Origin of the sequence: Halomonas qinghailakensis (assembly GCF_025820815.1) — a bacterium.
GTDB classification, from domain to species: domain Bacteria; phylum Pseudomonadota; class Gammaproteobacteria; order Pseudomonadales; family Halomonadaceae; genus Vreelandella; species Vreelandella qaidamensis.
In genome coordinates, this window is sequence record NZ_CP096973.1 from 1285272 (window position 1) to 1307317 (window position 22046).

Annotated in this window: 19 protein-coding genes and 1 rRNA gene; 15 read left to right on the forward strand and 5 right to left on the reverse strand. The window is 53.0% G+C overall.

The genetic code is table 11. From position 1 onward, the window contains the following. Positions 1–27: 27 nt before the first annotated feature. Together M0220_RS06000 and tyrS are read right to left on the reverse strand one after the other, a co-directional pair. Positions 28–1560: ribosomal RNA gene (locus M0220_RS06000) — 16S ribosomal RNA — on the reverse strand. A 496-nt stretch (positions 1561–2056) separates the two neighbouring features. Next, the gene (tyrS, locus tag M0220_RS06005) at positions 2057–3256 is read right to left on the reverse strand and encodes a tyrosine--tRNA ligase (RefSeq protein WP_030074089.1); all 1200 of its coding nucleotides are present in this window, start codon (positions 3254–3256) and stop codon (positions 2057–2059) included. A 116-nt stretch (positions 3257–3372) separates the two neighbouring features. Here tyrS and M0220_RS06010 point away from each other — a divergent pair, with 116 nt between their 5' ends. Next, on the forward strand, positions 3373–4515 hold the full coding sequence (locus tag M0220_RS06010; RefSeq protein ID WP_030074091.1) for an anhydro-N-acetylmuramic acid kinase: 1143 nt from the start codon (positions 3373–3375) through the stop codon (positions 4513–4515). A 35-nt stretch (positions 4516–4550) separates the two neighbouring features. Here the strand turns inward: M0220_RS06010 and M0220_RS06015 are convergent, their stop codons facing one another. Further along, positions 4551–5594 (reverse strand): type IV pilus twitching motility protein PilT, encoded by a 1044-nt coding sequence (locus M0220_RS06015; RefSeq protein WP_264018944.1) that lies wholly within the window; start codon positions 5592–5594, stop codon positions 4551–4553. A 34-nt stretch (positions 5595–5628) separates the two neighbouring features. Between M0220_RS06015 and M0220_RS06020 the strand changes: the two genes are divergently transcribed. From M0220_RS06020 to M0220_RS06045, 6 genes are all read left to right on the forward strand, one after another. Next, on the forward strand, positions 5629–6345 hold the full coding sequence (locus M0220_RS06020) for a YggS family pyridoxal phosphate-dependent enzyme (protein WP_264018945.1): 717 nt from the start codon (positions 5629–5631) through the stop codon (positions 6343–6345). Between the two features lie 77 nt (positions 6346–6422). Then, a complete protein-coding gene (gene proC / locus M0220_RS06025; RefSeq protein WP_030074094.1) occupies positions 6423–7247 on the forward strand; it encodes a pyrroline-5-carboxylate reductase in 825 nt (274 codons plus the stop codon). A gap of 29 nt (positions 7248–7276) precedes the next feature. Further along, positions 7277–7870: a YggT family protein gene (locus tag M0220_RS06030; RefSeq protein WP_009723714.1), complete on the forward strand. Its 594-nt coding sequence runs from the start codon at positions 7277–7279 to the stop codon at positions 7868–7870. A 64-nt stretch (positions 7871–7934) separates the two neighbouring features. Continuing rightward, positions 7935–9131, forward strand: a complete 1197-nt coding sequence (metX, locus tag M0220_RS06035) for a homoserine O-succinyltransferase MetX (RefSeq protein ID WP_030074095.1) — start codon at positions 7935–7937, stop codon at positions 9129–9131. Then, a complete protein-coding gene (metW, locus tag M0220_RS06040) occupies positions 9131–9724 on the forward strand; it encodes a methionine biosynthesis protein MetW (protein ID WP_030074096.1) in 594 nt (197 codons plus the stop codon). The genes metX and metW overlap by 1 nt, the downstream gene beginning before the upstream one ends. 48 nt (positions 9725–9772) lie before the next feature. Further along, positions 9773–10234: a DUF4426 domain-containing protein gene (locus tag M0220_RS06045; RefSeq protein ID WP_030074097.1), complete on the forward strand. Its 462-nt coding sequence runs from the start codon at positions 9773–9775 to the stop codon at positions 10232–10234. On the opposite strand, the gene sfsA is transcribed toward M0220_RS06045, so the two are convergent. Together sfsA and M0220_RS06055 are read right to left on the reverse strand one after the other, a co-directional pair. Next, entirely contained in the window at positions 10231–10959 is a 729-nt protein-coding gene (sfsA, locus tag M0220_RS06050) for a DNA/RNA nuclease SfsA (RefSeq protein WP_264018946.1), read from the reverse strand. The two genes, M0220_RS06045 and sfsA, sit on opposite strands and share 4 nt — an antisense overlap. After that, positions 10956–12116 carry an aminotransferase class I/II-fold pyridoxal phosphate-dependent enzyme gene (locus M0220_RS06055; RefSeq protein ID WP_030074099.1) on the reverse strand — a complete coding sequence of 387 codons (1161 nt, stop codon included), beginning with the start codon at positions 12114–12116 and terminating at the stop codon, positions 10956–10958. Before M0220_RS06055 ends, sfsA begins: the two co-directional genes overlap by 4 nt. Positions 12117–12302: 186 nt before the next feature. Between M0220_RS06055 and dksA the strand changes: the two genes are divergently transcribed. The 8 genes from dksA to panB all read left to right on the forward strand — a co-directional run bounded on the left by dksA (position 12303) and on the right by panB (position 22022). Beyond that, positions 12303–12740: an RNA polymerase-binding protein DksA gene (dksA, locus tag M0220_RS06060; protein WP_009723720.1), complete on the forward strand. Its 438-nt coding sequence runs from the start codon at positions 12303–12305 to the stop codon at positions 12738–12740. Positions 12741–12916: 176 nt separating this feature from the next. Continuing rightward, the gene (gluQRS, locus tag M0220_RS06065; protein WP_264018947.1) at positions 12917–13804 is read left to right on the forward strand and encodes a tRNA glutamyl-Q(34) synthetase GluQRS; all 888 of its coding nucleotides are present in this window, start codon (positions 12917–12919) and stop codon (positions 13802–13804) included. A 13-nt stretch (positions 13805–13817) separates the two neighbouring features. Next, on the forward strand, positions 13818–13994 hold the full coding sequence (locus tag M0220_RS06070) for a hypothetical protein (protein ID WP_030074101.1): 177 nt from the start codon (positions 13818–13820) through the stop codon (positions 13992–13994). Beyond that, positions 13984–16929: an ATP-binding protein gene (locus tag M0220_RS06075; protein ID WP_264018949.1), complete on the forward strand. Its 2946-nt coding sequence runs from the start codon at positions 13984–13986 to the stop codon at positions 16927–16929. Before M0220_RS06070 ends, M0220_RS06075 begins: the two co-directional genes overlap by 11 nt. Beyond that, positions 16907–18292, forward strand: coding sequence for a sigma-54-dependent transcriptional regulator (locus tag M0220_RS06080; RefSeq protein WP_030074103.1), 1386 nt, complete (start codon positions 16907–16909; stop codon positions 18290–18292). Before M0220_RS06075 ends, M0220_RS06080 begins: the two co-directional genes overlap by 23 nt. An 888-nt stretch (positions 18293–19180) precedes the next feature. Beyond that, on the forward strand, positions 19181–20566 hold the full coding sequence (pcnB, locus tag M0220_RS06085; RefSeq protein ID WP_030074104.1) for a polynucleotide adenylyltransferase PcnB: 1386 nt from the start codon (positions 19181–19183) through the stop codon (positions 20564–20566). Between the two features lie 7 nt (positions 20567–20573). Continuing rightward, positions 20574–21095: a 2-amino-4-hydroxy-6-hydroxymethyldihydropteridine diphosphokinase gene (folK, locus tag M0220_RS06090; protein ID WP_030074105.1), complete on the forward strand. Its 522-nt coding sequence runs from the start codon at positions 20574–20576 to the stop codon at positions 21093–21095. A 135-nt stretch (positions 21096–21230) separates the two neighbouring features. Beyond that, positions 21231–22022 carry a 3-methyl-2-oxobutanoate hydroxymethyltransferase gene (gene panB / locus M0220_RS06095; RefSeq protein ID WP_264018950.1) on the forward strand — a complete coding sequence of 264 codons (792 nt, stop codon included), beginning with the start codon at positions 21231–21233 and terminating at the stop codon, positions 22020–22022. Positions 22023–22046 lie beyond the last annotated feature (24 nt).

The window sequence follows — 22046 nt, forward strand, 5'->3', positions numbered from 1 at the left end:
GCTTACCGCGAGGGATGATGCATCGTTTAAGGAGGTGATCCAGCCGCAGGTTCCCCTACGGCTACCTTGTTACGACTTCACCCCAGTCATGAACCACACCGTGGTGATCGCCCTCTTGCGTTAGGCTAACCACTTCTGGTGCAGTCCACTCCCATGGTGTGACGGGCGGTGTGTACAAGGCCCGGGAACGTATTCACCGTGACATTCTGATTCACGATTACTAGCGATTCCGACTTCACGGAGTCGAGTTGCAGACTCCGATCCGGACTGAGACCGGCTTTTCGGGATTAGCTGACTCTCGCGAGCTCGCAACCCTTTGTACCGGCCATTGTAGCACGTGTGTAGCCCTACTCGTAAGGGCCATGATGACTTGACGTCGTCCCCACCTTCCTCCGGTTTGTCACCGGCAGTCTCCTTAGAGTTCCCGGCATTACCCGCTGGCAAATAAGGACAAGGGTTGCGCTCGTTACGGGACTTAACCCAACATTTCACAACACGAGCTGACGACAGCCATGCAGCACCTGTCTCTGCGTTCCCGAAGGCACCAAGTGATCTCTCACAAGTTCGCAGGATGTCAAGAGTAGGTAAGGTTCTTCGCGTTGCATCGAATTAAACCACATGCTCCACCGCTTGTGCGGGCCCCCGTCAATTCATTTGAGTTTTAACCTTGCGGCCGTACTCCCCAGGCGGTCGACTTATCGCGTTAACTTCGCCACAAAGTGCGCTAGGCACCCAACGGCTGGTCGACATCGTTTACGGCGTGGACTACCAGGGTATCTAATCCTGTTTGCTACCCACGCTTTCGCACCTCAGTGTCAGTGTCAGTCCAGAAGGCCGCCTTCGCCACTGGTATTCCTCCCGATCTCTACGCATTTCACCGCTACACCGGGAATTCTACCTTCCTCTCCTGCACTCTAGCTTGACAGTTCCGGATGCCGTTCCCAGGTTGAGCCCGGGGCTTTCACAACCGGCTTATCAAGCCACCTACGCGCGCTTTACGCCCAGTAATTCCGATTAACGCTTGCACCCTCCGTATTACCGCGGCTGCTGGCACGGAGTTAGCCGGTGCTTCTTCTGCGAGTGATGTCTTTCCTAATGGGTATTAACCACTAGGCGTTCTTCCTCGCTGAAAGTGCTTTACAACCCGAAGGCCTTCTTCACACACGCGGCATGGCTGGATCAGGGTTCCCCCCATTGTCCAATATTCCCCACTGCTGCCTCCCGTAGGAGTTCGGGCCGTGTCTCAGTCCCGATGTGGCTGATCATCCTCTCAGACCAGCTACGGATCGTTGCCTTGGTGAGCCATTACCTCACCAACTAGCTAATCCGACATAGGCTCATCCGATAGCGGGAGCCGGAGCCCCCTTTCTCCCGTAGGACGTATGCGGTATTAGCCTGGGTTTCCCCAGGTTATCCCCCACTACCGGGTAGATTCCTATGCATTACTCACCCGTCCGCCGCTCGTCAGCATCTAGCAAGCTAGATCTGTTACCGCTCGACTTGCATGTGTTAGGCCTGCCGCCAGCGTTCAATCTGAGCCATGATCAAACTCTTCAGTTTAAAATCATTGTGATGCTTACTCGTCACCCGACAACATAATGTTGACGAACAACAAAAGCGCATCAAACTTGGCTCAAGGTTCAAACGAATTCATTTCAATTTACATTGTCATGACCGCTTGCCTTGATATTTGGTGATTTATCACCCTCATCGGCAAGCGCCCACATGAATTACCTGATCAAATTGTTAAAGAGCTATTTCGCTGTGAGGCTGTCTTATCAGCCGGCTAACCGATGAACTGGTTTGCCTCAGCGAGGAAGACGTATTCTACGCATTTCCTGGTGTTTGTCAATCACTGTTTTCAGTGAGTGAAGCGGGCGGGTTAAGAAAGCGAGATAACGATGCCTTCTCTTTTATTGCGCTAACTTCCTGACAAACCGAAGGTTTTCACCTTCTATCACCGCTGGTAACGCTGTGCGTCCCCGGCAGCGGATGCGTACTTTACGGATTCGCTGCCGTCTTGGCAAGTGGTTTTTTGAGAAAGTTATCGAAAACGTTAGGTAAGCGTCACACGAGCATAACGTTTCTTACCTGCCTGGATAACGTAGGCGCTACCCGTCGCCAGCATCGTGTCTTGGGCAACAACATCCCCATCTACTTTCACACTACCGTTTTTCAACATATCTTTGGCTTGGGCACTGTTCTTGGTAAGGCCAGAGCGGTTGAGTACTGCCGCGATAGGCGCCTGCTCATTGCCTTCAAAATCCACCTCTACTTCAGGCAGGTCTTCCGGCAACTCGCCTTCCGCTAACTGATTACCCGCTGACTTGTGCGCATTAGCGGCCGCTTCCTCTCCGTGATAACGAGCGATAAGCTCACGGGCTAGCTCCATTTTCACGTCACGCGGGTTAGCCCCTTGTTCTACGCCTTGCTTGAGTGCCTCAATCTCTTCGTTGGATTTCAAAGAAAGCAGCTCAAAGTAGCGCCACATTAAACTATCGGGCATCGATACTAATTTATTGAACATAGAGCCAGGCGCTTCATCGACACCTACATAGTTACCCAACGACTTGGACATCTTCTGTACGCCGTCCAACCCTTCGAGCAACGGCATGGTAATCACAACCTGAGGCTCTTGCCCGAAGTGCTTTTGAATTTCCCGGCCCATCAGCAGGTTAAATTTCTGATCGGTGCCGCCAAGCTCAACATCTGCTTCAAGCGCGACAGAGTCGTAGCCTTGGACGAGCGGGTAGAGAAACTCGTGAATCGCGATTGATTGATTCGCCTTATAGCGTTTTTCAAAGTCATCACGTTCCAACATCCGTGCCACCGTGCTTTGCGCCGCTAGCTCAATCATTTTGGCGGCGCTTAGCTCACCAAACCATTCAGCGTTAAAGCGCACCTCAGTCTTTTCGGGATCAAGGATTTTAAATACCTGCTCTTTATAGGTCTCGGCATTAGCCTTTACATCAGCTTCGGTGAGCGGTTTGCGCGTGACGTTCTTTCCCGTGGGGTCACCTATACGTCCGGTGAAATCGCCGATCAGAAAAATAACCGTGTGGCCGAGATCCTGGAACTGACGCATTTTTGTCAGTAGTACACTGTGGCCCAGGTGCAAATCAGGGGCTGTCGGATCAAACCCTGCTTTAATACGTAGCTTACGGCCAGACGCCAGCTTTTTCTTTAGCTCATCCTCTACCAGGATTTCATGCGTACCTCGCGACAGTAGCGCTAACGCCTGATCCACCTCACTCATTGCCTCTCTCCATGTAATATATAGCCGTTATAGGCGTCAGTTATTGAGTAATAGGCGATGTTACCATGACCTATCGCGCTGGTTGAGCCTTCACTACGTTTTGGATGAACCGCTTTATGAAAATGCCCCCCACTGCACTGCCGTCGTACTATATTGGCTTAATGTCGGGCACTAGCCTGGATGGTGTCGATGCCGCACTGGTTGCGATAGGGCCTGATTCACCTCCTGTGCTTATTGCTACACATGCGGCACCAATGCCACCGCCGCTCCATCACCTATTATTAACCCTGTGCCATGCTGAGCGGGTGAGCTTTGCAGAGCTTGCACAAGCTGAAAGCGCATTTTGCAGGCTACAAGCTGACGCCGTAAAAGCACTGTTGGACCGAGAGGGCATCACCGCTGAACACATTCACGCCATCGGTAGCCACGGTCAGACTATCGAACATGCTCCAAGTGGCCATCATGGTGGCCCCGCCTATACGCTGCAGCTTGATAACCCTAGCCTGCTGGCCGAGTTAACCGGCTGCACCGTGGTGGCTGACTTTCGCCGACGAGACTTAGCCGCAGGCGGACAAGCCGCACCGTTAGCACCAGCCTTCCATCAAGCTCTGTTTGGTCGCCAAGAAGGTGAGCAGCTTGTTTTAAACCTAGGGGGCTTTGCCAATCTGACGTGGCTACCCAGCGACATCCACATTTCTGTGATTGGTTTTGATACAGGGCCTGCCAATGTGCTGCTGGATACCTGGTTTGCAAAGCATCACAACGGACGTTTTGATCACGATGGCGCATGGGCGGCTAGCGGACAGGTTGACCAAGCGCTATTAAATCGCCTGCTTAGCGAGCCATTTTTTCAACAATTGCCACCGCGCAGTACCGGGAGGGAGCTTTTCCACTTGGCGTGGCTAGAAAAACAGTTAACGGGCCATGAAATGGCTAACGACGTACAAGCAACGTTGGCAGAGCTAACCGCGATAAGCGTTACCCAGGGAATCCAGCAACTGCCGTTAAGCCACAATGACATCACATTAATGGCTTGCGGCGGCGGTGCTCACAACACGTATTTAATGGCAAGACTTGCAACTCAGCTGCCTAACGCGGTGTTTAAGTCTTCTGCCGACTTTGGATGGCCCGAAGACTGGATCGAGGCAGGTGCTTTTGCCTGGCTAGCCCATCAACGTTTACACGGCCTGCCCGGCAATTTACCTTCCGTCACCGGCGCCAACGGTCCGCGGGTTTTGGGTGGCATTTACGCCTCTTAACCTGGGTCAGCATTACCCAACATGGCACACGCATGTTAGTCATCGCTTAACGCGAGTGTGCCTTTGGCCTGCGCTTGCGCATCTTCCATACTCACCACACCCTCTTTAACAAGCTTCGCAAGCGATGCATTTAACGTTTGCATGCCAAGATTGCCTCCGGTCTGAATAGCAGAGTAAATTTGAGCCACTTTATCTTCACGGATTAAGTTTCGTACTGCAGCAGTGGCAATTAATATTTCATGCGCAGCGATACGCCCGCCACCCTGGCGTTTTAATAATGTCTGGGAGATTACCGCCTGCAGCGACTCAGACAACATTGAGCGCACCATCGATTTCTCTTCGCCGGGAAACACATCGACAATGCGGTCAATCGTTTTCGCCGCAGATGTTGTATGCAGCGTACCAAACACCAAGTGGCCGGTTTCAGCAGCCGTCAGCGCCAGACGAATAGTTTCTAGATCCCTTAGTTCGCCAACCAAAATAACATCCGGATCTTCACGCAACGCACCGCGCAATGCAGCAGTGAAGCTGCGCGTATCCCGATGCACTTCACGCTGATTGATTAAACAGCGCTTGCTGGTATGCACAAACTCGACAGGGTCTTCGATGGTTAAAATATGCTCAAACCGGTGGTCGTTAATATAATCAATCATGGCCGCCAGTGTGGTGCTTTTGCCTGAGCCCGTCGGCCCAGTCACCAACACTAACCCCCTTGGCAGCATGGCCAGTCGCTCGAACACGTCTCCCATTCCCAAATTGCGCATTGAAAGCACGTCATTAGGAATAGTACGAAACACCGCGCCAGCCCCCCTAGCTTGATGAAATGCATTAACACGGAACCGAGCAACCCCGGATACTTCAAATGAAAAATCGGCTTCTAAATGCTCTTCATAGTCTCGACGCTGCTGCTCATTCATAATGTCAAAAATCAGGCGGCAAACGTCACTATTGTCCATCGCGGGTACATTAAGCCGACGAATATCGCCATCAACACGTATCATAGGAGGAAGACCGGCAGAAAGGTGCAGGTCAGATGCATTCTGCTTTGCCGAGAATGCTAGCAGTTCGGTAATATCCATCTCTCTTTTCCCAGCAGCGGTAAGGTGCTTGAGTATGACAGACAATGCGCTTCCCACGTCACTCGACCAGGCACGCGAACGCCTGAATAACGCATTAAAAATGGCTGAACGCCCCCTCAATAGTGCAACGCTGCTAGCCGTTAGTAAAACAAAGCCCGCCGCCATGATTCGCCAAGCCTGGCAGCATGGGCAACGTGAATTCGGCGAAAACTATTTACAAGAAGCACTTGAAAAACAAGCTGAGCTGGCTGATTTAGAGGCTATTGTGTGGCATTTTATTGGTCCACTACAGTCCAACAAAACACGCGCAGTGGCAGAGAACTTCGCCTGGGTGCATAGCGTTGACCGCTTAAAAATCGCCAAACGGCTTAGTGAACAACGCCCGAAGCATTTACCTCCGCTCAATATTTGCTTGCAAGTCAATATTAGCCGCGAGGACTCGAAATCGGGTGTAATGCCTGATGAAGTCATGTCTCTTGCAAGCGAAGTAGCCACCCTGCCACATATTAAACTGCGTGGGCTCATGGCAATACCTGCTCCAGCCAAAAGCCTTGAAGAGCAGCGGGTACCACTTGCAGCATTGCGCCAACTTTTGAAAGACCTTCAGGCAGCACTACCTAACGCCCCCTTGGATACGCTATCAATGGGGATGAGCGACGACCTAGAAGCCGCTGTTTTAGAAGGCGCAACGCTGGTACGTTTGGGAACCGCGATCTTTGGCGCACGTAGCACACAGCGTATTGCTCAGTAGCGTGCTTGAAAGAGCGTTACCACGACTGACACCCCATGCTGCCCAATGCAGCTTTTTTGCGAAAAAAGGATACCCACATGGCGAGCAAGATTACCTTCATTGGCGCAGGCAACATGGCCAGCGCCATTATCGGCGGCCTCATCGATAGTGGTGTGTCTCCTAGCGACATCACGGCCACCGCCCCTAGCGAAAGTGAGTTAGCGCCCCTTAAAGCGCGTTTAGGAATTAACACTAATACCGATAACAACGCAGCCATTGCAAACGCTGACGTGGTAGTACTTGCGGTAAAACCACAGATTATGCGCGGTGTATGTGAAGCAATGCGCGATAGTGTGCAACAACAAGCGCCACTGATTATTTCCATTGCCGCAGGTTTAGATGCAGCCACCATTGATCAGTGGCTAGGCGGCCAGAACGCGCTGGTTCGCTGCATGCCCAACACCCCCTCATTAGTCGGCATCGGTGCTAGCGGCTTATATGCTAATAGCGCGGTGAGTGAGGAACAGCGCGCGCTAGCAACACAGCTTATGGAAGCCGTTGGCATTGTTGAGTGGGTCGAAGAAGAGCGCCTGCTTGACGCCGTTACGGCCGTTTCAGGCAGCGCGCCGGCTTATTTCTTTTTAATGTTTGAGGCGATGGAAGAAGCCGCTGTCAAACTTGGCCTGCCTGCTGCCACGGCGCGACGTCTAGCTATTCAAACGGCGCTAGGCGCCGCTACCATGGCCCAGCGCAGCGATAAAGACCCAGCCACACTTAAACAAAATGTTATGTCGCCCGGTGGCACAACAGAACGAGCAATTCAGCATATGGAAGATGCACAGCTACGCGCTACCATCGCCGACGCTATGCAAGCCTGTGCCCAACGCGCAGACGCCATGTCCAAGGAACTGAGCGCCAACTAAATACGCAACTTTGCAACGGAGAGGCAGCAATGGGTAGTCAAGTGGGCAGTGCCGGGTTAATGCTCGTTAACTCGTTAATTAATATTTACTTATTCTTACTGATGCTGCGCTTTTTGCTGCAGGCATCGCGGGCCGATTATTACAACCCGCTTAGCCAATCAGTGGTTAAAATCACCCAGCCTGTCGTGGGGCTGTTTCAAGGCTTCTTGGGTCCTGTGGCTGGTCGCTTTGACCTTGCCACGCTAGCCGCTGGCTTTGTGCTGAAAGTGGTTAGTATGGTGGCCATTTTTATGGTGATTGGCGTTGGTATGCCGCCTATTCCTGGCTTGCTGATCGCGGGCATTGCTGCGCTAGCCAATGCCATATTAAAGATCTATTTCTTTGCCATGATTGTGATGATCATTTTGAGCTGGGTAGCGCCGAATGCTAGTCACCCAGGTGCACTGTTGGTGATGCAGTTAGTCGAACCCATTATGGCACCTGTTCGGAAAGTTATTCCGCCATTGGGCATGATCGACTTATCACCCATCGTGGTGTTTATTGCGATTAACTTAGTGGATGGCTTAGTGGTGGGGGCATTGATACGCGCTGCCGGCATCTCTGGCGCGTTGGTTGGACTTTAACCGCGCACCCTCCCCCTTGGGTTCCTTTTAGCAGGATTTATTTTTTGCAGGACTAGCGCTTTCGATGCCTGATTCAGACACTCTCGCTTTTGCAGACCGGCCGACGGACTCCGTCGGTCTCGTCACACCCCATGTAGCGAAATTTGATACGCCGCTTCCGCTTGCCTGTGGCAAAGTGCTGCCTGAGTACGAACTTATCTACGAAACCTACGGCACACTTAACGCAGCGCGCAGTAACGCTGTATTGATTTGCCATGCGTTATCAGGGCACCACCATGCAGCGGGTTACCATGGAGCCGAAGACCGCAAGCCAGGCTGGTGGGATGCCCATATCGGCCCCGGAAAATCGATCGATACCAATCGTTTCTTTGTTGTGTCGTTAAACAACCTGGGGGGCTGCCATGGCAGCACAGGTCCCGTTAGCCACAACCCTGAAACAGGGCGCCAGTGGGGACCAGATTTCCCTATGGTCACCGTCAGTGACTGGGTAGCCAGCCAAGCTCGCTTAGCCGACCGTTTGGGTATTGAGCGCTGGGCTGCAGCAGTGGGCGGTAGCCTGGGGGGCATGCAGGTGCTTCAGTGGACAATGACTTATCCTGAGCGTGTGGCCAATGCAGTAGTGATTGCCGCCACCCCCCGGCTTTCCGCGCAAAATATTGCCTTTAATGAAGTGGCTCGTCAGGCAATTCGTTCTGACCCAGAGTTCTTCGACGGTTGGTATGCAGAGCACGACACGGTTCCCAAACGCGGCTTGAAACTAGCCCGTATGGTGGGCCACATTACCTATCTCTCTGAAGATGCCATGGGCAGTAAATTTGGCCGAGACTTACGCAGCAACGATCTAAACTTTGGGTTTGATGTCGAGTTTCAGGTGGAGTCGTACTTACGCTATCAGGGCGATACGTTCTCTACCGCCTTTGACGCAAACACCTATCTGTTGATGACGAAAGCCCTTGACTACTTTGACCCCGCAGCTACTCAGGCAGGCGACTTAGCCAACGCGCTAGCACCGGCGCAGTGTCCCTTTCTGGTGGTTAGCTTCACCACTGACTGGCGTTTCCCGCCTTCTCGCTCTCGAGAACTCGTCGATGCACTTACCCGCGCAGGCAAGCCCGTTAGCTATGCCAATATTGACTCACCTCACGGACATGATGCGTTCTTACTACCCGAACCGCGCTACCACGCCCTGTTCAGCGCTTTTATGAGTCGCGTAGCCCGAGAGCTGAATATCGTCGAAACAGCTGGGGAGGAGAGAGTGTAATGCGCGCAGATCTTGAACTGATTTACGACTGGGTGCCACAGGGCGCACACGTGCTGGATCTAGCCTGCGGCGATGGTGCCCTACTTGAACGTTTAGCTCAGGAAAAAAGTGTTACTGGCTACGGTTTAGAGATCGACCCCGACGGCATTACACAGTGTGTCGCCAGGGGCGTGAACGTTATTGAGCATAACCTCGATGATGGCCTGGGTAGTTTCTGCGACAACAGCTATGATCAAGTCATTATGACGCAAGCGCTTCAGGCGCTACGTCGTCCGGATAAAATGCTCGATGAAATGCTGCGCGTTGCAGAAGAAGGCATTATCACTTTTCCTAATTTTGCTTATTGGCGCCACCGCATTCATCTTGGCCTACGTGGCTATATGCCGGTCTCTAAATCTCTGCCTCATGCTTGGTATGACACGCCCAACATCCACCTCTCCACCTTTAACGATTTCGAGCATCTGTGCCGTGAAAAAGGATTAGTGATTGTTGACCGCGCGGTAGGGGTTGGTGATCACAAAGGACACTGGACATCAAAGTGGTGGCCTAACCTGTTCGGTGAGATTGCCATTTTTAGGGTGCGCCGCCGCTAATTTAGCCTACGTCGTCCCGCTAACGCTATCTAACAGAGGAAGCCTGCCATGGTTTATCAAGTGTTACGCAGCACTACCTTACTTGTCACAATGCTTTTCTCGCTGCTCCTCGCCGCCCATACGGCAGCCGAGCAGCTAACACGGATAGGTGACTACGAAATCCATTACAGCGCCGTGGCCACTAGTTTTCTTACCCCAGAAGTTGCCCAAGCGCACGGCATTCAGCGCAGCGCAGGACACGGGCTGGTTAATGTGAGCGTACGCGAGCGCCAAGAGGATGGTGGCACCCGCGCCGTTAATGCCAGCGTGCAAGGGCATGTGACAGGTCTTGCCGATGCCCAAGAATCGCTAAGCTTTCGCACGGTACACGACGGCGATGCCACGTATCATTTAGCCACTTTTGCTCTTCGTCACGATGAACCCATGCGATTTAACTTGGACGTTCGCTACGACCGCAATGCCAGCCCTGAACGGGTCAGCTTTATTCAGCGTTTTTATATTGAGCGTTAAATTCGCATCGGTAGCGGCCGCGCTAGGCGCACCGCTACCGGCACTCCTGCTTTCCAATCCAGCGTAACACCGTAAGCTAGCACCTCCACCCCAGCGTCTACCGCTTCAGCTAGCGCTACCGCATAGATGGGATCAATGTGGGCCGCTGGAGCTACATCGTGAATGCCTTCATGGGCAACACAAAATAGCAGAACGGCCCTTTTACCCTGCTCGGCAAGCGCAGTTAATGTATGCAAATGCTTAGTGCCCCTCACGCTGACCGAGTCAGGGAAATAACCATGACCATCGGCTTCTTTAAGGGTGACCTGCTTAACTTCAATAAAAGCCTCGCCCTTATCAGGATCGCTCAGCCGGAAATCAAGCCGTGCATCACTAACCTTCACTTCCCGTTTAAGCGTTTGATAGCCTGCCAAGGGGGTAATGTCACCGACTAAAATTGCTTCTTCCACGATGCGGTTGGCGCGACCGGTGTGAACAGAAGCCAGGGCTAGGGAGCCATCTGGCTGCGGCAACTCAATCCATTCCCAGGTCCAAACCAGCTTGCGTTTGGGGTTATCACTCGGCGACAGCCACACTCGACAACCAGGCACATTCACCGCCTTCATCGATCCGGTATTGGGGCAGTGGGCAACCACTTCCTCTCTACTCTCCAGCTGCACATCGGCTAGAAAGCGCTTGTAACGACGCAACAGCACTCCTGGCACCAACTCAGGATAAGTCGTCATAGTCGGCTCACGAAACGACCTATGCGTTCTACGGCTTCTTGCAAGCGTTCAACGCTGTTAGTAAAGGCGATGCGTACATGGTGCTCACCACCCTCTACCGCAAAATCAATGCCTGGGGTAATCGCCACGTTCTCCTCTACCAGCAGTCGTTCACAGAACGCTTGGCTGTCACGGCTATAATGGGAAATATCCAACCACAGATAAAATGCCCCTTGGGGCGGCATATCTGGCGCAAGCCCCAGCCGCGCTAGCCCATCCAACAACACTTGGCGTCGCTGCTTGAGCGTTGCTCTGCGCGCTTCAAGAATGTCTCGACACAGGGGAGTAAAGGCAGCTAACGCCGCATGCTGGGAAGGCGTAGGCGCGGCAAGAAAGACGTTTTGCGCCAGTCTGGTAAGCGGCTCGACAGCATGTTCAGGTGCCACCAACCACCCCAAGCGCCAGCCCGTCATACCGAAATATTTTGAGAAGCTGTTAACCACAAAGGCTTGGTCAGACAGTGATGTCGCCGATAGCGGCGCATCATCATAATTTAGGCCTTGATAAATCTCATCAACAATCACCTCACCGCCTTTCGCAGCAACGGTGTTAAATACTGCGGTTAAGGCCTCAGCGCCTAACGTGTGTCCCGTCGGATTAGACGGAGAGGCCAGCATGGCTAAGCACGTTTTAGCTTGCCAGTGCTGTTCAATCAGCGGCGCCGTTAACTGCCAACCACTTTGGCGTCCCACGGGAATAGCATCAATATCTGCGCCGGCTAGGGCCATAAAGTGACGATTGCACGGATAGTTAGGGTCAGCCATCAACACGCGGTCACCTGTTTCGACCAGTAATTGACTAGCCAGCAGCAGCGCACCAGAGGCCCCTGGAGTTACCAGAATACGTGCGGGATCAACATGGGCATTAAAATGCTCGGCGTAATGGCCTGCAATGGCTTCCCGCAGCGACGCTAGCCCTGCCGCTGGTGTATAACGGGTTTTCCCAGAGGCCAACGCTTGTTGGCCCGCCTCGACAATCGGTGCTGGCGTCGAAAAATCAGGCTCACCAACCTCCAGGTGAATTACATCGTGGCCTTCAGCCTCTCGGGCCTGGGCCATTTCTAATAAATGCATCACACGAAAAGGCGCAACGTGATTCACACGTGAATTCCAACCCATAACGGTTCCTTCACTTAACAGTAGAAAAAACATGACGCAGGCCGCACAAGAGGCGAGACCATGGTCGAAAATGCACTATTATGCTTGCATCGCGCGCAGTTTTCAGCTAAACAAGCATCCCTTTGGCGTGCGATCGTGGCACACGCTCATGGTCGATCAGCAGTCACATACGTAAGGGGCACTCCCATGCCAGTAGCGGAAAAGAAACCGGAAGCGTCCAAGTCCTTCACCCCGTATGAGCCAGCACCGGGCGAAGAGTATATGAACGAGAAGCAGCTCGCGCACTTCCGCCAGCTCCTTCTAGACTGGAAACAGGATCTCATGGAAGAGGTGGATCGTACCGTACGCCACCTGCAAGAAGACGCTAACAACTACGCCGACCCCGCTGACCGCGCGACTCAAGAAGAGGGCTTCAGCCTGGAGCTGCGTACTCGGGATCGCGAACGCAAGTTGTTAAAAAAGATCAACGAAACCATCGAAAAAATCGATGAAGACGACTACGGTTTCTGTGAAGCCTGTGGCGTTGAAATCGGTATTCGCCGTCTTGAAGCCCGGCCCACAGCAACGCTATGCGTTGACTGCAAAACGTTGGCAGAGCTAAAAGAAAAACAGCTCGGTGGCTAACCATCGACGCTAATACGCTACAAGCTGCTAGTTTATTACAAGCTAGTTTGTTGCAAGCTAAAGCGTCCAACGGGCACCCTTGAGGTGTCCGTTTTTGTTTGTCATCTTGCCTTTATCTCTATACCTATCATCATTGTTAACTGCTAGCGCTAATTGAACAACCAATTCGGGCTGTCATGACCCATACCTCGCACTACCGGGGCCGCTTTGCTCCCACACCGTCAGGGCCGCTTCATCTTGGCTCGCTCGTTGCCGCTCTAGGCAGCTACTTAGATGCCCGCGCTGCAGGCGGCCAGTGGCTGGTTCGTATCGAGGATAGTGATCCTCCACGCTGCCCCCCTGGCGCTAGCGATACAATTCTACGTCAGCTTAATGCCTTTGGGCTTCATTGGGATGAAGAAATTCGCTGGCAACATAACCGTTATGAGGCTTACCAGCAGGCGCTTGATGAACTGGTGGCCAAAGGCTTAGCTTACCCATGCAGCTGTTCGCGCAAACAGTGGCAGGCATTTTCCGTTTATCCTGGGTGGTGCCATGAGGGGGTAAGCGATCCTACCAAGCCGGTTGCTTGGCGACTGCGCAGCGATCTGGCAAAGCGCCCAATTACTTGGCAGGATCGGCTTTTTGGTTTCCAACAGTTAGACCCTAACGCTTTGGGTGATGTTGTACTCAAACGAAAAGATCAGCTGTGGGCTTATCAGCTTGCTGTCGTCGTGGATGACGCAGATCAAGGCATTACCGACATAGTGCGCGGCTATGACCTGCTTGATAACACACCATGGCAAGGCCAGCTACAAGAAGCGCTTGGCTTACCAATACCTCGCTACCTGCATTTACCGCTCGTGGTTACGCACGATGGCCAAAAGCTCTCTAAACAAAATCTGGCTCCTGCATTAGCCGAAGATCCTGCCGGTATTCGCCAACAGCTGTTTAAAGCACTGCAACTACTCGATCAAGCGCCACCTGACACACTGGCTCAAGAGTCGCCAGAAACGCAGCTACGCTGGGCAATGGCACATTGGTCTGTTGAACGGCTCGTTGCCAACGCCCATCGCCGTTATTAATTAGAGTCTTAATATGTACGTTTATCGGATTATGCTGTTTTTAGTTTTTGGCGGATATTTGCTTTCGCCGTTGTTGATGGACGGCTGGGGAGATCCAAGCGTTGCCTGGTATCGCCCGTTTGCTATTTGGGGCGGTCTGATTGCGCTAACGCTATGGCTTGAGCAAAAAAGGAAGTTAGATGAGCGTTGAGCTGTTGGGGGTTGTGCTACTGGGCTTAGGGTATCTGTCCTTACTATTTGCCTGCGGCATGGCCGTTGAGCGTGGCTGGGTGCCCGTACGCATTACCCGCCACCCTATTGTGTATACCCTAGCACTAGGCGTATACGCCAGCGCGTGGGCAATTTATGGCAGTGTGGAACTTGCGGCAAAAGCAGGGTTTGGTTATTTAGCGTATTACCTAGGCGCAGCCGGAGCTTTTTTGCTAGCCCCTGTTCTACTGGTACCCATACAACGCATCACCCGCACCTACCAACTCTCTTCGCTTGCGGATCTATTTGCATTTCGCTACCGGTCCCGCTGGGCGGGCACCCTGGTAACCTTGATCAGCCTGTTAGCGGTGATGCCGCTGCTGGGAATACAGGTGCAGACCTTAAGCGATGCCGTCTTCTTACTCACCGGTAGCCGCTACAGCGCGGCGGTCACTCTGTTATTCTGCGGCGTGATTGCAGGTTGCGCGGTGCTATTTGGAGCGCGACATAGCCACCGTCATCGTCACGACACACTCCTCAGCGTGATTGCGTTTGAATCAATCATCAAACTACTGGCGATGCTAGGGCTAGGTGCCATTGCTCTCTGGTGGGTGTTTGACGGGCCAAGCGGTTTACAGCAGTGGTTAGAAGGACCAGGAGCCGCTGTTCAAGCCGCAACGCCCCAACTCGAAGCCCCGCAGTGGCGCACGCTGTTACTACTATTCTTTGCCGCCGCGTTCATGATGCCGCACTTGTTTCAGATTACCTTTGCAGAAAGTCTGTCTCGCCACACCCTACTTCAAGCCAGCTGGACACTACCGCTGTTTCTCATGCTGATGGCGCTTCCAGTACCCTTAATCTGGTGGGCCGCCCAATCGGTAAACGAGACAATTCCCGTCGCGGCCTACGCTGCCTTTTTGATGTCAGAACACTGGTGGGTGGGCGCCTTAGCCTTTATCGGTGGCCTAGCCGCCGCCAGCGGCACCATGATGATGATTGCACTGGCTCTTTCGGGCATGGTGCTCAACCATGTGGTACTTGTGGCGCGCCCACCGGAAGCACGCAGCGACTTATATGGCTGGCTATTATGGCTACGTCGCGGATTAGTCGTTGCTGTGATTGCAGGCGGATGGCTATTTGCAGAAAGCGTCGGCCGGTACCACTCGCTGACAAACCTGGGGCTTGCTGCGTTTGTCGGCATGGCACAATGCCTACCCGGCATGCTGGCATTGCTGTACTGGCCCGGCGCGAACCGTAAGGGCATGGTTGCTGGGCTAATGGGAGGCATCATCATTTGGCTGTGGGGTCTATGGCTGCCGCTACTGTTTGATATCCCCACGTTCTCACTATCTCTAACCCCGCTGATGTCCGTGAACGCGCCACTTTGGTACAACGTTACGCTGGTTTCTCTGGCAGTTAATATTTTACTGCTGATCATTGTGTCGCTATTTACCCGCATTTCAGAAGGCGAGCGCTCTGCGGCGGAAGCGTGCTCCGTCGATGCCGTCATTCGTTCAAAACGCCTACCACTGGAAGCAGCAACAGCGGGAGATTTTTCCACGTATCTTGCCCAAGCGCTGGGTGATGAGGCTGCCAGCCGCGAAGTTGACCGCGCACTCACAGCGCTAAACCTAACACCCCAAGAGCGCCGCCCCTATGCCCTACGCCGCCTGCGCGATCGGATTCAGGCGAACTTATCTGGTTTAATGGGGCCTTCTGTCGCAAGGGATATTGTTGATCGCTACTTGCCCTATCGCCATGACGATGCGCCCGTCACTGACGATATTCATTTTGTTGAAAGCCGCCTTGAAGCCTATCGTTCGCGGCTCACTGGACTGGCTCGGGAGTTGGATGGCTTGCGCCGTCATCACCGGCAAACGCTTGCCTATCTGCCCGTAGGTTTGTGCGTGCTAGGCGACGATGATGAACTATTAATGTGGAATCAGGCGCTATCGCTACTTTCCGGTATTAGCGGCGATAGCGTGATTGGCTCACGCCGCGACAGCCTGCCTTCACCCTGGCCTAATTTGCTGGGAAGCGTGCTTAATGCCAGTCAAACACCGCTGTATAAACAAGCGGTATCGCTGCATGGCAAGGATTACTTCCTCACCCTGCATAAAGCGGTGTTAAGCGGCCACGACAGCCGTGGCGGCAGCGTGATTCTGGTGGAAGACCATACGGAAATGAAGTGGCTAGAAGAGGAGCTTGTACACGCAGCGCGCTTGGCATCTATAGGACAACTTGCAGCGGGCGTGGCGCATGAAATCGGCAACCCCATTACCGGAATTTCATCGCTGGCGCAAAATCTACGTTATGACACGGATAATCCTGCGCTGCTGGAAACGGCCGACCAAATTCAACAGTTAACCCAGCGGGTTACCAAAATCGTGAACTCGCTGGTTGGATTTGCCCATGGTGGCCGACAGACCTTGCCGCTGCCAACCTCTCCTGCCTCGCTTTCCACCATTAGTGCAGATGCGCTGCACTTGATCCATTTAGCGCGCTCGGGAGAGGATGTAAGCTTTACCAACGCTTGCCCGGATGACATCGTGGTACGTGGCGATGCCCAGCGTTTAACCCAGGTCATGGTTAACTTACTGAGCAACGCCAAAGACGCTTGCGACGCTCAGGGCACGGTTCATATTGAAGCAGGCAAACAGGCAAGCCATGCGTGGTGGCGGGTTACCGATAGTGGCCACGGGATTGACCCTAGCGTGAAACATCGCCTTTTTGAGCCGTTCACCACGACCAAGCCTGCGGGCCAAGGAACTGGGCTTGGGCTCTCGTTGGCCTATCAAATTATCAATGAGCACCAAGGCAAAATAGAGGTGGCGTCACCGCCTCCAGGAAAGCCTCGCGGCACTGCCATTACGCTTTGGCTACCGCTTTACCAACAGGATGATCACCTACCTCATGCCCAGGATACTGATTGTTGAAGATGAAGCGATTATTCGCAGCGCGTTAAAGCGTCTACTCGAACGTCACCGCTATATCGTCAGCGAAGCGGCCAGCGCAGAAGAGGCACGTGAGCTGGCTCCTAGCGAATTTGATCTAGTGATTAGCGATTTGCGACTGCCCGGTGATCCTGGCACCGCACTAATTGAGGCCGCTGCACCCGCGCCAGTACTCATTATGACAAGCTATGCCAGCATGCGCTCAGCAGTCGATGCTCTTAAGCAAGGGGCTGTGGACTATGTTGCTAAGCCGTTTGATCACACCGAGCTGTTAGAAACCGTCGAACGCATTCTACACAAACAGTCGATGCAACAAGGCACGCCGCCAGACATCACCGATGAAGGGGGTGGTCGCCAAACCATGATTGGCGATTGCACCGCTATGCAGCAGGTTTATACCCGCATTCGTAAGACCGCCCCCGCAGACGTTACCGTACTAATTCAAGGAGAGTCTGGTACAGGTAAAGAACTTGTTGCTCGTGCCATCCATCAGCAAAGCAAGCGCGCAAAAGCACCGCTAATTTGTGTCAACTGCGCGGCAATACCTGAAACGCTAATTGAGTCAGAACTGTTTGGGCATGAGAAGGGAGCGTTTACTGGCGCTAGCGCTGCCCGAACGGGGCTAGTCGAAGCTGCCGACGGTGGCACGCTGTTTTTAGATGAAATTGGTGAATTACCGCTAGATGCCCAGGCGCGGCTACTGCGAGTGCTGCAAGAGGGCGAAATCCGTAAAATTGGCTCCGTAGAAACACGCCATGTAGATGTGCGATTGATTGCCGCCACTCACAGGGATTTGCGCGCACTGTCAAAAAGCGGAGAATTTCGGCTTGATCTCTACTACCGTCTCAATGTTATGCAGATAGAACTGCCACCACTGCGTGACCGTGAAGAAGACGTGTTGAAGATAGCCGATATCCTACTAGATAAAGCCTGCAAGCGTCATGACCGCCAAGGTCTTCGCTTGTCACGAGCCTCCCGACAAGATCTACGCGATTACCCTTGGCCAGGTAACGTTCGCGAGCTTGAAAATGCGTTAGAAAGAGGCGTGATTCTCGCTGAAGGCCATTTAATTCACCCAGATGACCTAGGCCTTGGTCCTGTTACCAACCGACCTCACTCCTCTACAGGTAACGGCTCCACATTAGCCAATGAATCGTCAGCGCCAAACGGTGACGACGACGACCTCTCCCTTGAGGACTATTTTCAGCATTTTGTGCTAGAGCATCAGGATCAAATGAGTGAAACCGAATTAGCCCAAAAATTAGGGATCAGTCGTAAAAATTTATGGGAGAGGCGCCAGCGCCTAGGCATTCCACGTAAAAAAACCGCGCGCCGCCCCACTTAGGCGGCGGCACAGCTTGCTGATAAACCACTCTACCAACTCTCTCTACGACTAACGTCCAATAGATTGATTTGCATAAGAAATATCCAGAATTCTCACGTTAGACACTGTTACCTTCCCACACAACACGCACTCAGAATCGGTTAAAAATGGGTAACACTATCGGCTGTGATTAGTTCCTTGTCATGGGCAATAAATTTCAAGTCTATGAAAATAAAAGAATAAACAATGAGTGGCACAGCAAGTGCACTATTACTGGGTAAGAAGAACAAAATGGGCAGCGCGGACGTCACTAACAAAAACAATACGACACCGCCCCAACCTGAGCCAAAACAAAAACAACAGGGCCAGGTAGAGATAACAGCACAAACAAAAACAATAGGCTTGAGTCTCATACCTTGCTAGCGCTAAGAAGAATAAGCGCAGCGAACAATAATAACAGCCAGCAAGTGCCCAAAAAGGACGCGACGTACACAAAGAATCTGCTTTCAAACAAAAATAATAGCAGCATGTGTGTACACCCCGGAACCAATAACAATTCGCCGGGAGAAAAAGTTCGCGGTTGGATTATTGTTTTGAATACGAGGCGGTCGGAATCAGACTGGTTCTTACGCCTACCGACTGCGGTGCGTATTCAGGGCGATGTGCCATCATGAAGAAAAACAGCAGCATGGACGCTGATTGTCTGCTTTATAGGGGAGGCTCTTGTAGCCTCCCCTTTCCGCGTTTAAAGCAGTCGTCTTTTACAAACCCTATTCGAGTGCTTTGCAAGCCTCAAGGGGTCGGCTACACTCAGCAACTTACCGCGAACCATGCGGTCATTTTTTCGCTACGTTTCTCGATACCGTTTATCGATACTGTTTTCGATACCTTGCGAGTCGATATCGCCGCATGTTTAAAGGATTTACCCGTTTACTACATAGCCCGGGAGAGCACTTGAAATCCCTGCTCGATTCCCCAGAGAGCGCCGCTGATGCGCTCAGTCCCCGTATTATTCCGCGCTCCGAGCACCCAGTTTCTCGTCAGCAAATCAGTGAGGCCGCGTTAAAGGTACTCTACCGCCTCAATGGTGCTGGTTTTGATGCCTATCTGGTCGGTGGCTGTATTCGTGACGCATTGCTGGGCAAAATGCCGAAAGATTTCGATGTTGCCACAAATGCAACGCCGGAACAGGTGCGCGATCTGTTCCGCAATTCGCGGCTGATTGGTCGGCGCTTTCGCATTGTGCATGTGCGCTTTGGCCGCGAAGTCATTGAAGTCACGACCTTTCGGGGTAAACCACAGGACGAGCACGGCGATCATATCGCCCAGCAGTCTGATGACGGTCTGCTGTTGCGAGACAATGTATGGGGCAGCATCGAAGAAGACGCTCTACGCCGCGACTTCACCGTAAATGCGCTGTACTACAATATCGCTGATTTCACGATTCATGACTTTGCTAACGGCGCGCGTGATATTGAGTCGCGTACCCTGCGTCTGATTGGCGACCCCGTTACCCGTTACCGAGAAGACCCAGTGCGCATGCTGCGCGCAGTGCGCTTTGCAGCCAAGCTTGATTTCACCATTGAGCCTTCTACCGAAGAGCCGATGTATGATTTGGCACCTTTGTTACTGCAAATTCCGCCCGCCCGTTTGTTTGATGAAGTGCTTAAGTTATTCATGTCGGGACATGGCCTAATTACCTTCCGCTTATTAAGCCATTACAACTTGTTTGGCATGCTGTTTCCCGAAGCGGAAGAAGCCATGGCGGATGCGGCCTGGGCTGAAGATCTGATAGAACAAGCGCTCACCAACACCGACAAGCGGATTGCAGAAGGACGGCCAGTCACGCCCGCCTTCCTGCTAGCCGCTTTTTTGTGGGCACCAGTGGCGCACCGTCAAGCAGAGCTTGAGCGAGAAGGCATGCCCTCGATTCCAGCGTTGCAAACCGCTGCGCAGCAGGTAGTTACACGTCAGTTACAGCATATTTCGATACCCAAGCGCTTTGGCATGCCTATGCGCGATATTTGGGAGTTACAAGCACGCCTTCCTCTTCGACGTGGCAAGCGGGCATTTCAAACTCGCGAACATCCACGCTTCCGAGCTGCCTATGACCTGCTGCTATTACGTGAACAAGCGGGCGAAATACCGCGTGGTTTAGGTGATTGGTGGAACGCCTTCCAACAAGGCGATGAACACGAACAGCTTCGGCTTCTACAAAAAGTGGGTAGTGATCCGGCAAGCCAAGGCGACCGTCGCCGTAAAAAACGCCGTAAACCGCGTAAAACAGAGCAGTGAGAACGCAATGTCGCTTGCTTATATTGGTCTAGGCAGCAATCTGGATAATCCTGTTGCTCATGTTTGCCAAGCCTTGCGAGAGCTTAACGAACTGCCGCTTTGCCAGCTTGTGACTCAATCGTCCTTGTACGCAACGCGGCCAATAGGGCCACAAGATCAGCCCGACTTTATTAATGCCGTGGCAGCCCTTGAAACCTCGCTTTCGCCACTAGCACTGCTTGACCAGCTGCAAGGACTAGAACAGCGACACCGCCGTCGGCGGCTGCGTCACTGGGGGCCGCGCACGCTGGATTTGGACCTGCTGCTTTACGGTCAAAGTACGATCTTGCACCCTAGGCTCCAAGTTCCTCATCCTCATATGCATGAACGCGCCTTTGTACTAGCGCCTCTTGAAGAACTGGTGTCAGCTACGCACTCTGAGCCAATACTGCTTTACCAACAGCCGCTTACCGAGTGGCTAAAACATCTTGAGCAATGCGATATACAACGGTTGAGCGAGGCAGATGTCACCGCTACTGCTACCGTCTGACACAAATCTCGACACCAAGCCCCCATTCAGGTAACAATTGCCAGCTACGCCACTTCACGCTTGCAAGGATGCAACGTTAATAATGGTCGGCTGCCCACGTCGCATCGGCCCACTTAGACACTACGAGAGCACGCCATGAAAACCGTCACCCTGAGCACTCTGCAGGCGTTTAAGCGCGCCGGCGAAACGTTCAGTTGCCTGACCGCTTACGATGCTTCTTTTGCTCATGCCGCCAGCGCTGCAGGAATCGATGTTCTGCTAGTCGGCGATTCCTTGGGCATGGTCTTACAAGGGCACAGCAGTACGCTTCCCGTGACCATTGAGGATATCTGCTACCACACGCGCTGTGCAGCGCGTGGTAAAGGCCATAGCCTGCTAATGGTGGATTTGCCGTTTATGAGCAACGCTACCACGGAACGCATGTTAGAAGATTCTGCTGCATTAATGCGTGCAGGCGCTGAACTGGTAAAAGTTGAAGGCGAAGCATGGATGGCCGACGGTATCCGTGAAATGACCCGCCGCGGTGTTCCAGTATGCGCCCACTTGGGGCTAACCCCACAAACGGTCTACCAGTTAGGCGGTTATAAAGTGCAAGGCCGCGAAGCGGCCCATGCGGAACAGATCATCAACGATGCCAAAGTACTTGTTGAGGCAGGCGCTTCCGTGATTCTACTGGAGTGTGTACCAGCCAGCCTCGGTAAAGCGGTAACAGACGCGCTGGACGTACCCGTTATCGGCATTGGTGCCGGCCCGGATACCAATGGTCAGATTCTAGTGATGCACGACGTATTAGGCGTCACTCATGGCCGTACACCGCGCTTCGTCAAAAACTTTATGGTCGACGCCGACAGCATTCAAGAGGCGTTCAAACACTACCATGAAGCGGTTAAAACACGTGCTTTTCCAGCAGCTGAGCACTGTTTTTAAGTGCCACCCGGAACAACAGCGATC

Coding starts and splice junctions, on each gene's coding strand:
- tyrS (WP_030074089.1), bottom strand. CDS start 3,256: ATGAGTGAGGTGGATCAGGCGTTAGCGCTACTGTCGCGAGGTACGCAT.
- M0220_RS06010 (WP_030074091.1), top strand. CDS start 3,373: ATGAAAATGCCCCCCACTGCACTGCCGTCGTACTATATTGGCTTAATG.
- M0220_RS06015 (WP_264018944.1), bottom strand. CDS start 5,594: ATGGATATTACCGAACTGCTAGCATTCTCGGCAAAGCAGAATGCATCT.
- M0220_RS06020 (WP_264018945.1), top strand. CDS start 5,629: ATGACAGACAATGCGCTTCCCACGTCACTCGACCAGGCACGCGAACGC.
- proC (WP_030074094.1), top strand. CDS start 6,423: ATGGCGAGCAAGATTACCTTCATTGGCGCAGGCAACATGGCCAGCGCC.
- M0220_RS06030 (WP_009723714.1), top strand. CDS start 7,277: ATGGGTAGTCAAGTGGGCAGTGCCGGGTTAATGCTCGTTAACTCGTTA.
- metX (WP_030074095.1), top strand. CDS start 7,935: ATGCCTGATTCAGACACTCTCGCTTTTGCAGACCGGCCGACGGACTCC.
- metW (WP_030074096.1), top strand. CDS start 9,131: ATGCGCGCAGATCTTGAACTGATTTACGACTGGGTGCCACAGGGCGCA.
- M0220_RS06045 (WP_030074097.1), top strand. CDS start 9,773: ATGGTTTATCAAGTGTTACGCAGCACTACCTTACTTGTCACAATGCTT.
- sfsA (WP_264018946.1), bottom strand. CDS start 10,959: ATGACGACTTATCCTGAGTTGGTGCCAGGAGTGCTGTTGCGTCGTTAC.
- M0220_RS06055 (WP_030074099.1), bottom strand. CDS start 12,116: ATGGGTTGGAATTCACGTGTGAATCACGTTGCGCCTTTTCGTGTGATG.
- dksA (WP_009723720.1), top strand. CDS start 12,303: ATGCCAGTAGCGGAAAAGAAACCGGAAGCGTCCAAGTCCTTCACCCCG.
- gluQRS (WP_264018947.1), top strand. CDS start 12,917: ATGACCCATACCTCGCACTACCGGGGCCGCTTTGCTCCCACACCGTCA.
- M0220_RS06070 (WP_030074101.1), top strand. CDS start 13,818: ATGTACGTTTATCGGATTATGCTGTTTTTAGTTTTTGGCGGATATTTG.
- M0220_RS06075 (WP_264018949.1), top strand. CDS start 13,984: ATGAGCGTTGAGCTGTTGGGGGTTGTGCTACTGGGCTTAGGGTATCTG.
- M0220_RS06080 (WP_030074103.1), top strand. CDS start 16,907: ATGCCCAGGATACTGATTGTTGAAGATGAAGCGATTATTCGCAGCGCG.
- pcnB (WP_030074104.1), top strand. CDS start 19,181: ATGTTTAAAGGATTTACCCGTTTACTACATAGCCCGGGAGAGCACTTG.
- folK (WP_030074105.1), top strand. CDS start 20,574: ATGTCGCTTGCTTATATTGGTCTAGGCAGCAATCTGGATAATCCTGTT.
- panB (WP_264018950.1), top strand. CDS start 21,231: ATGAAAACCGTCACCCTGAGCACTCTGCAGGCGTTTAAGCGCGCCGGC.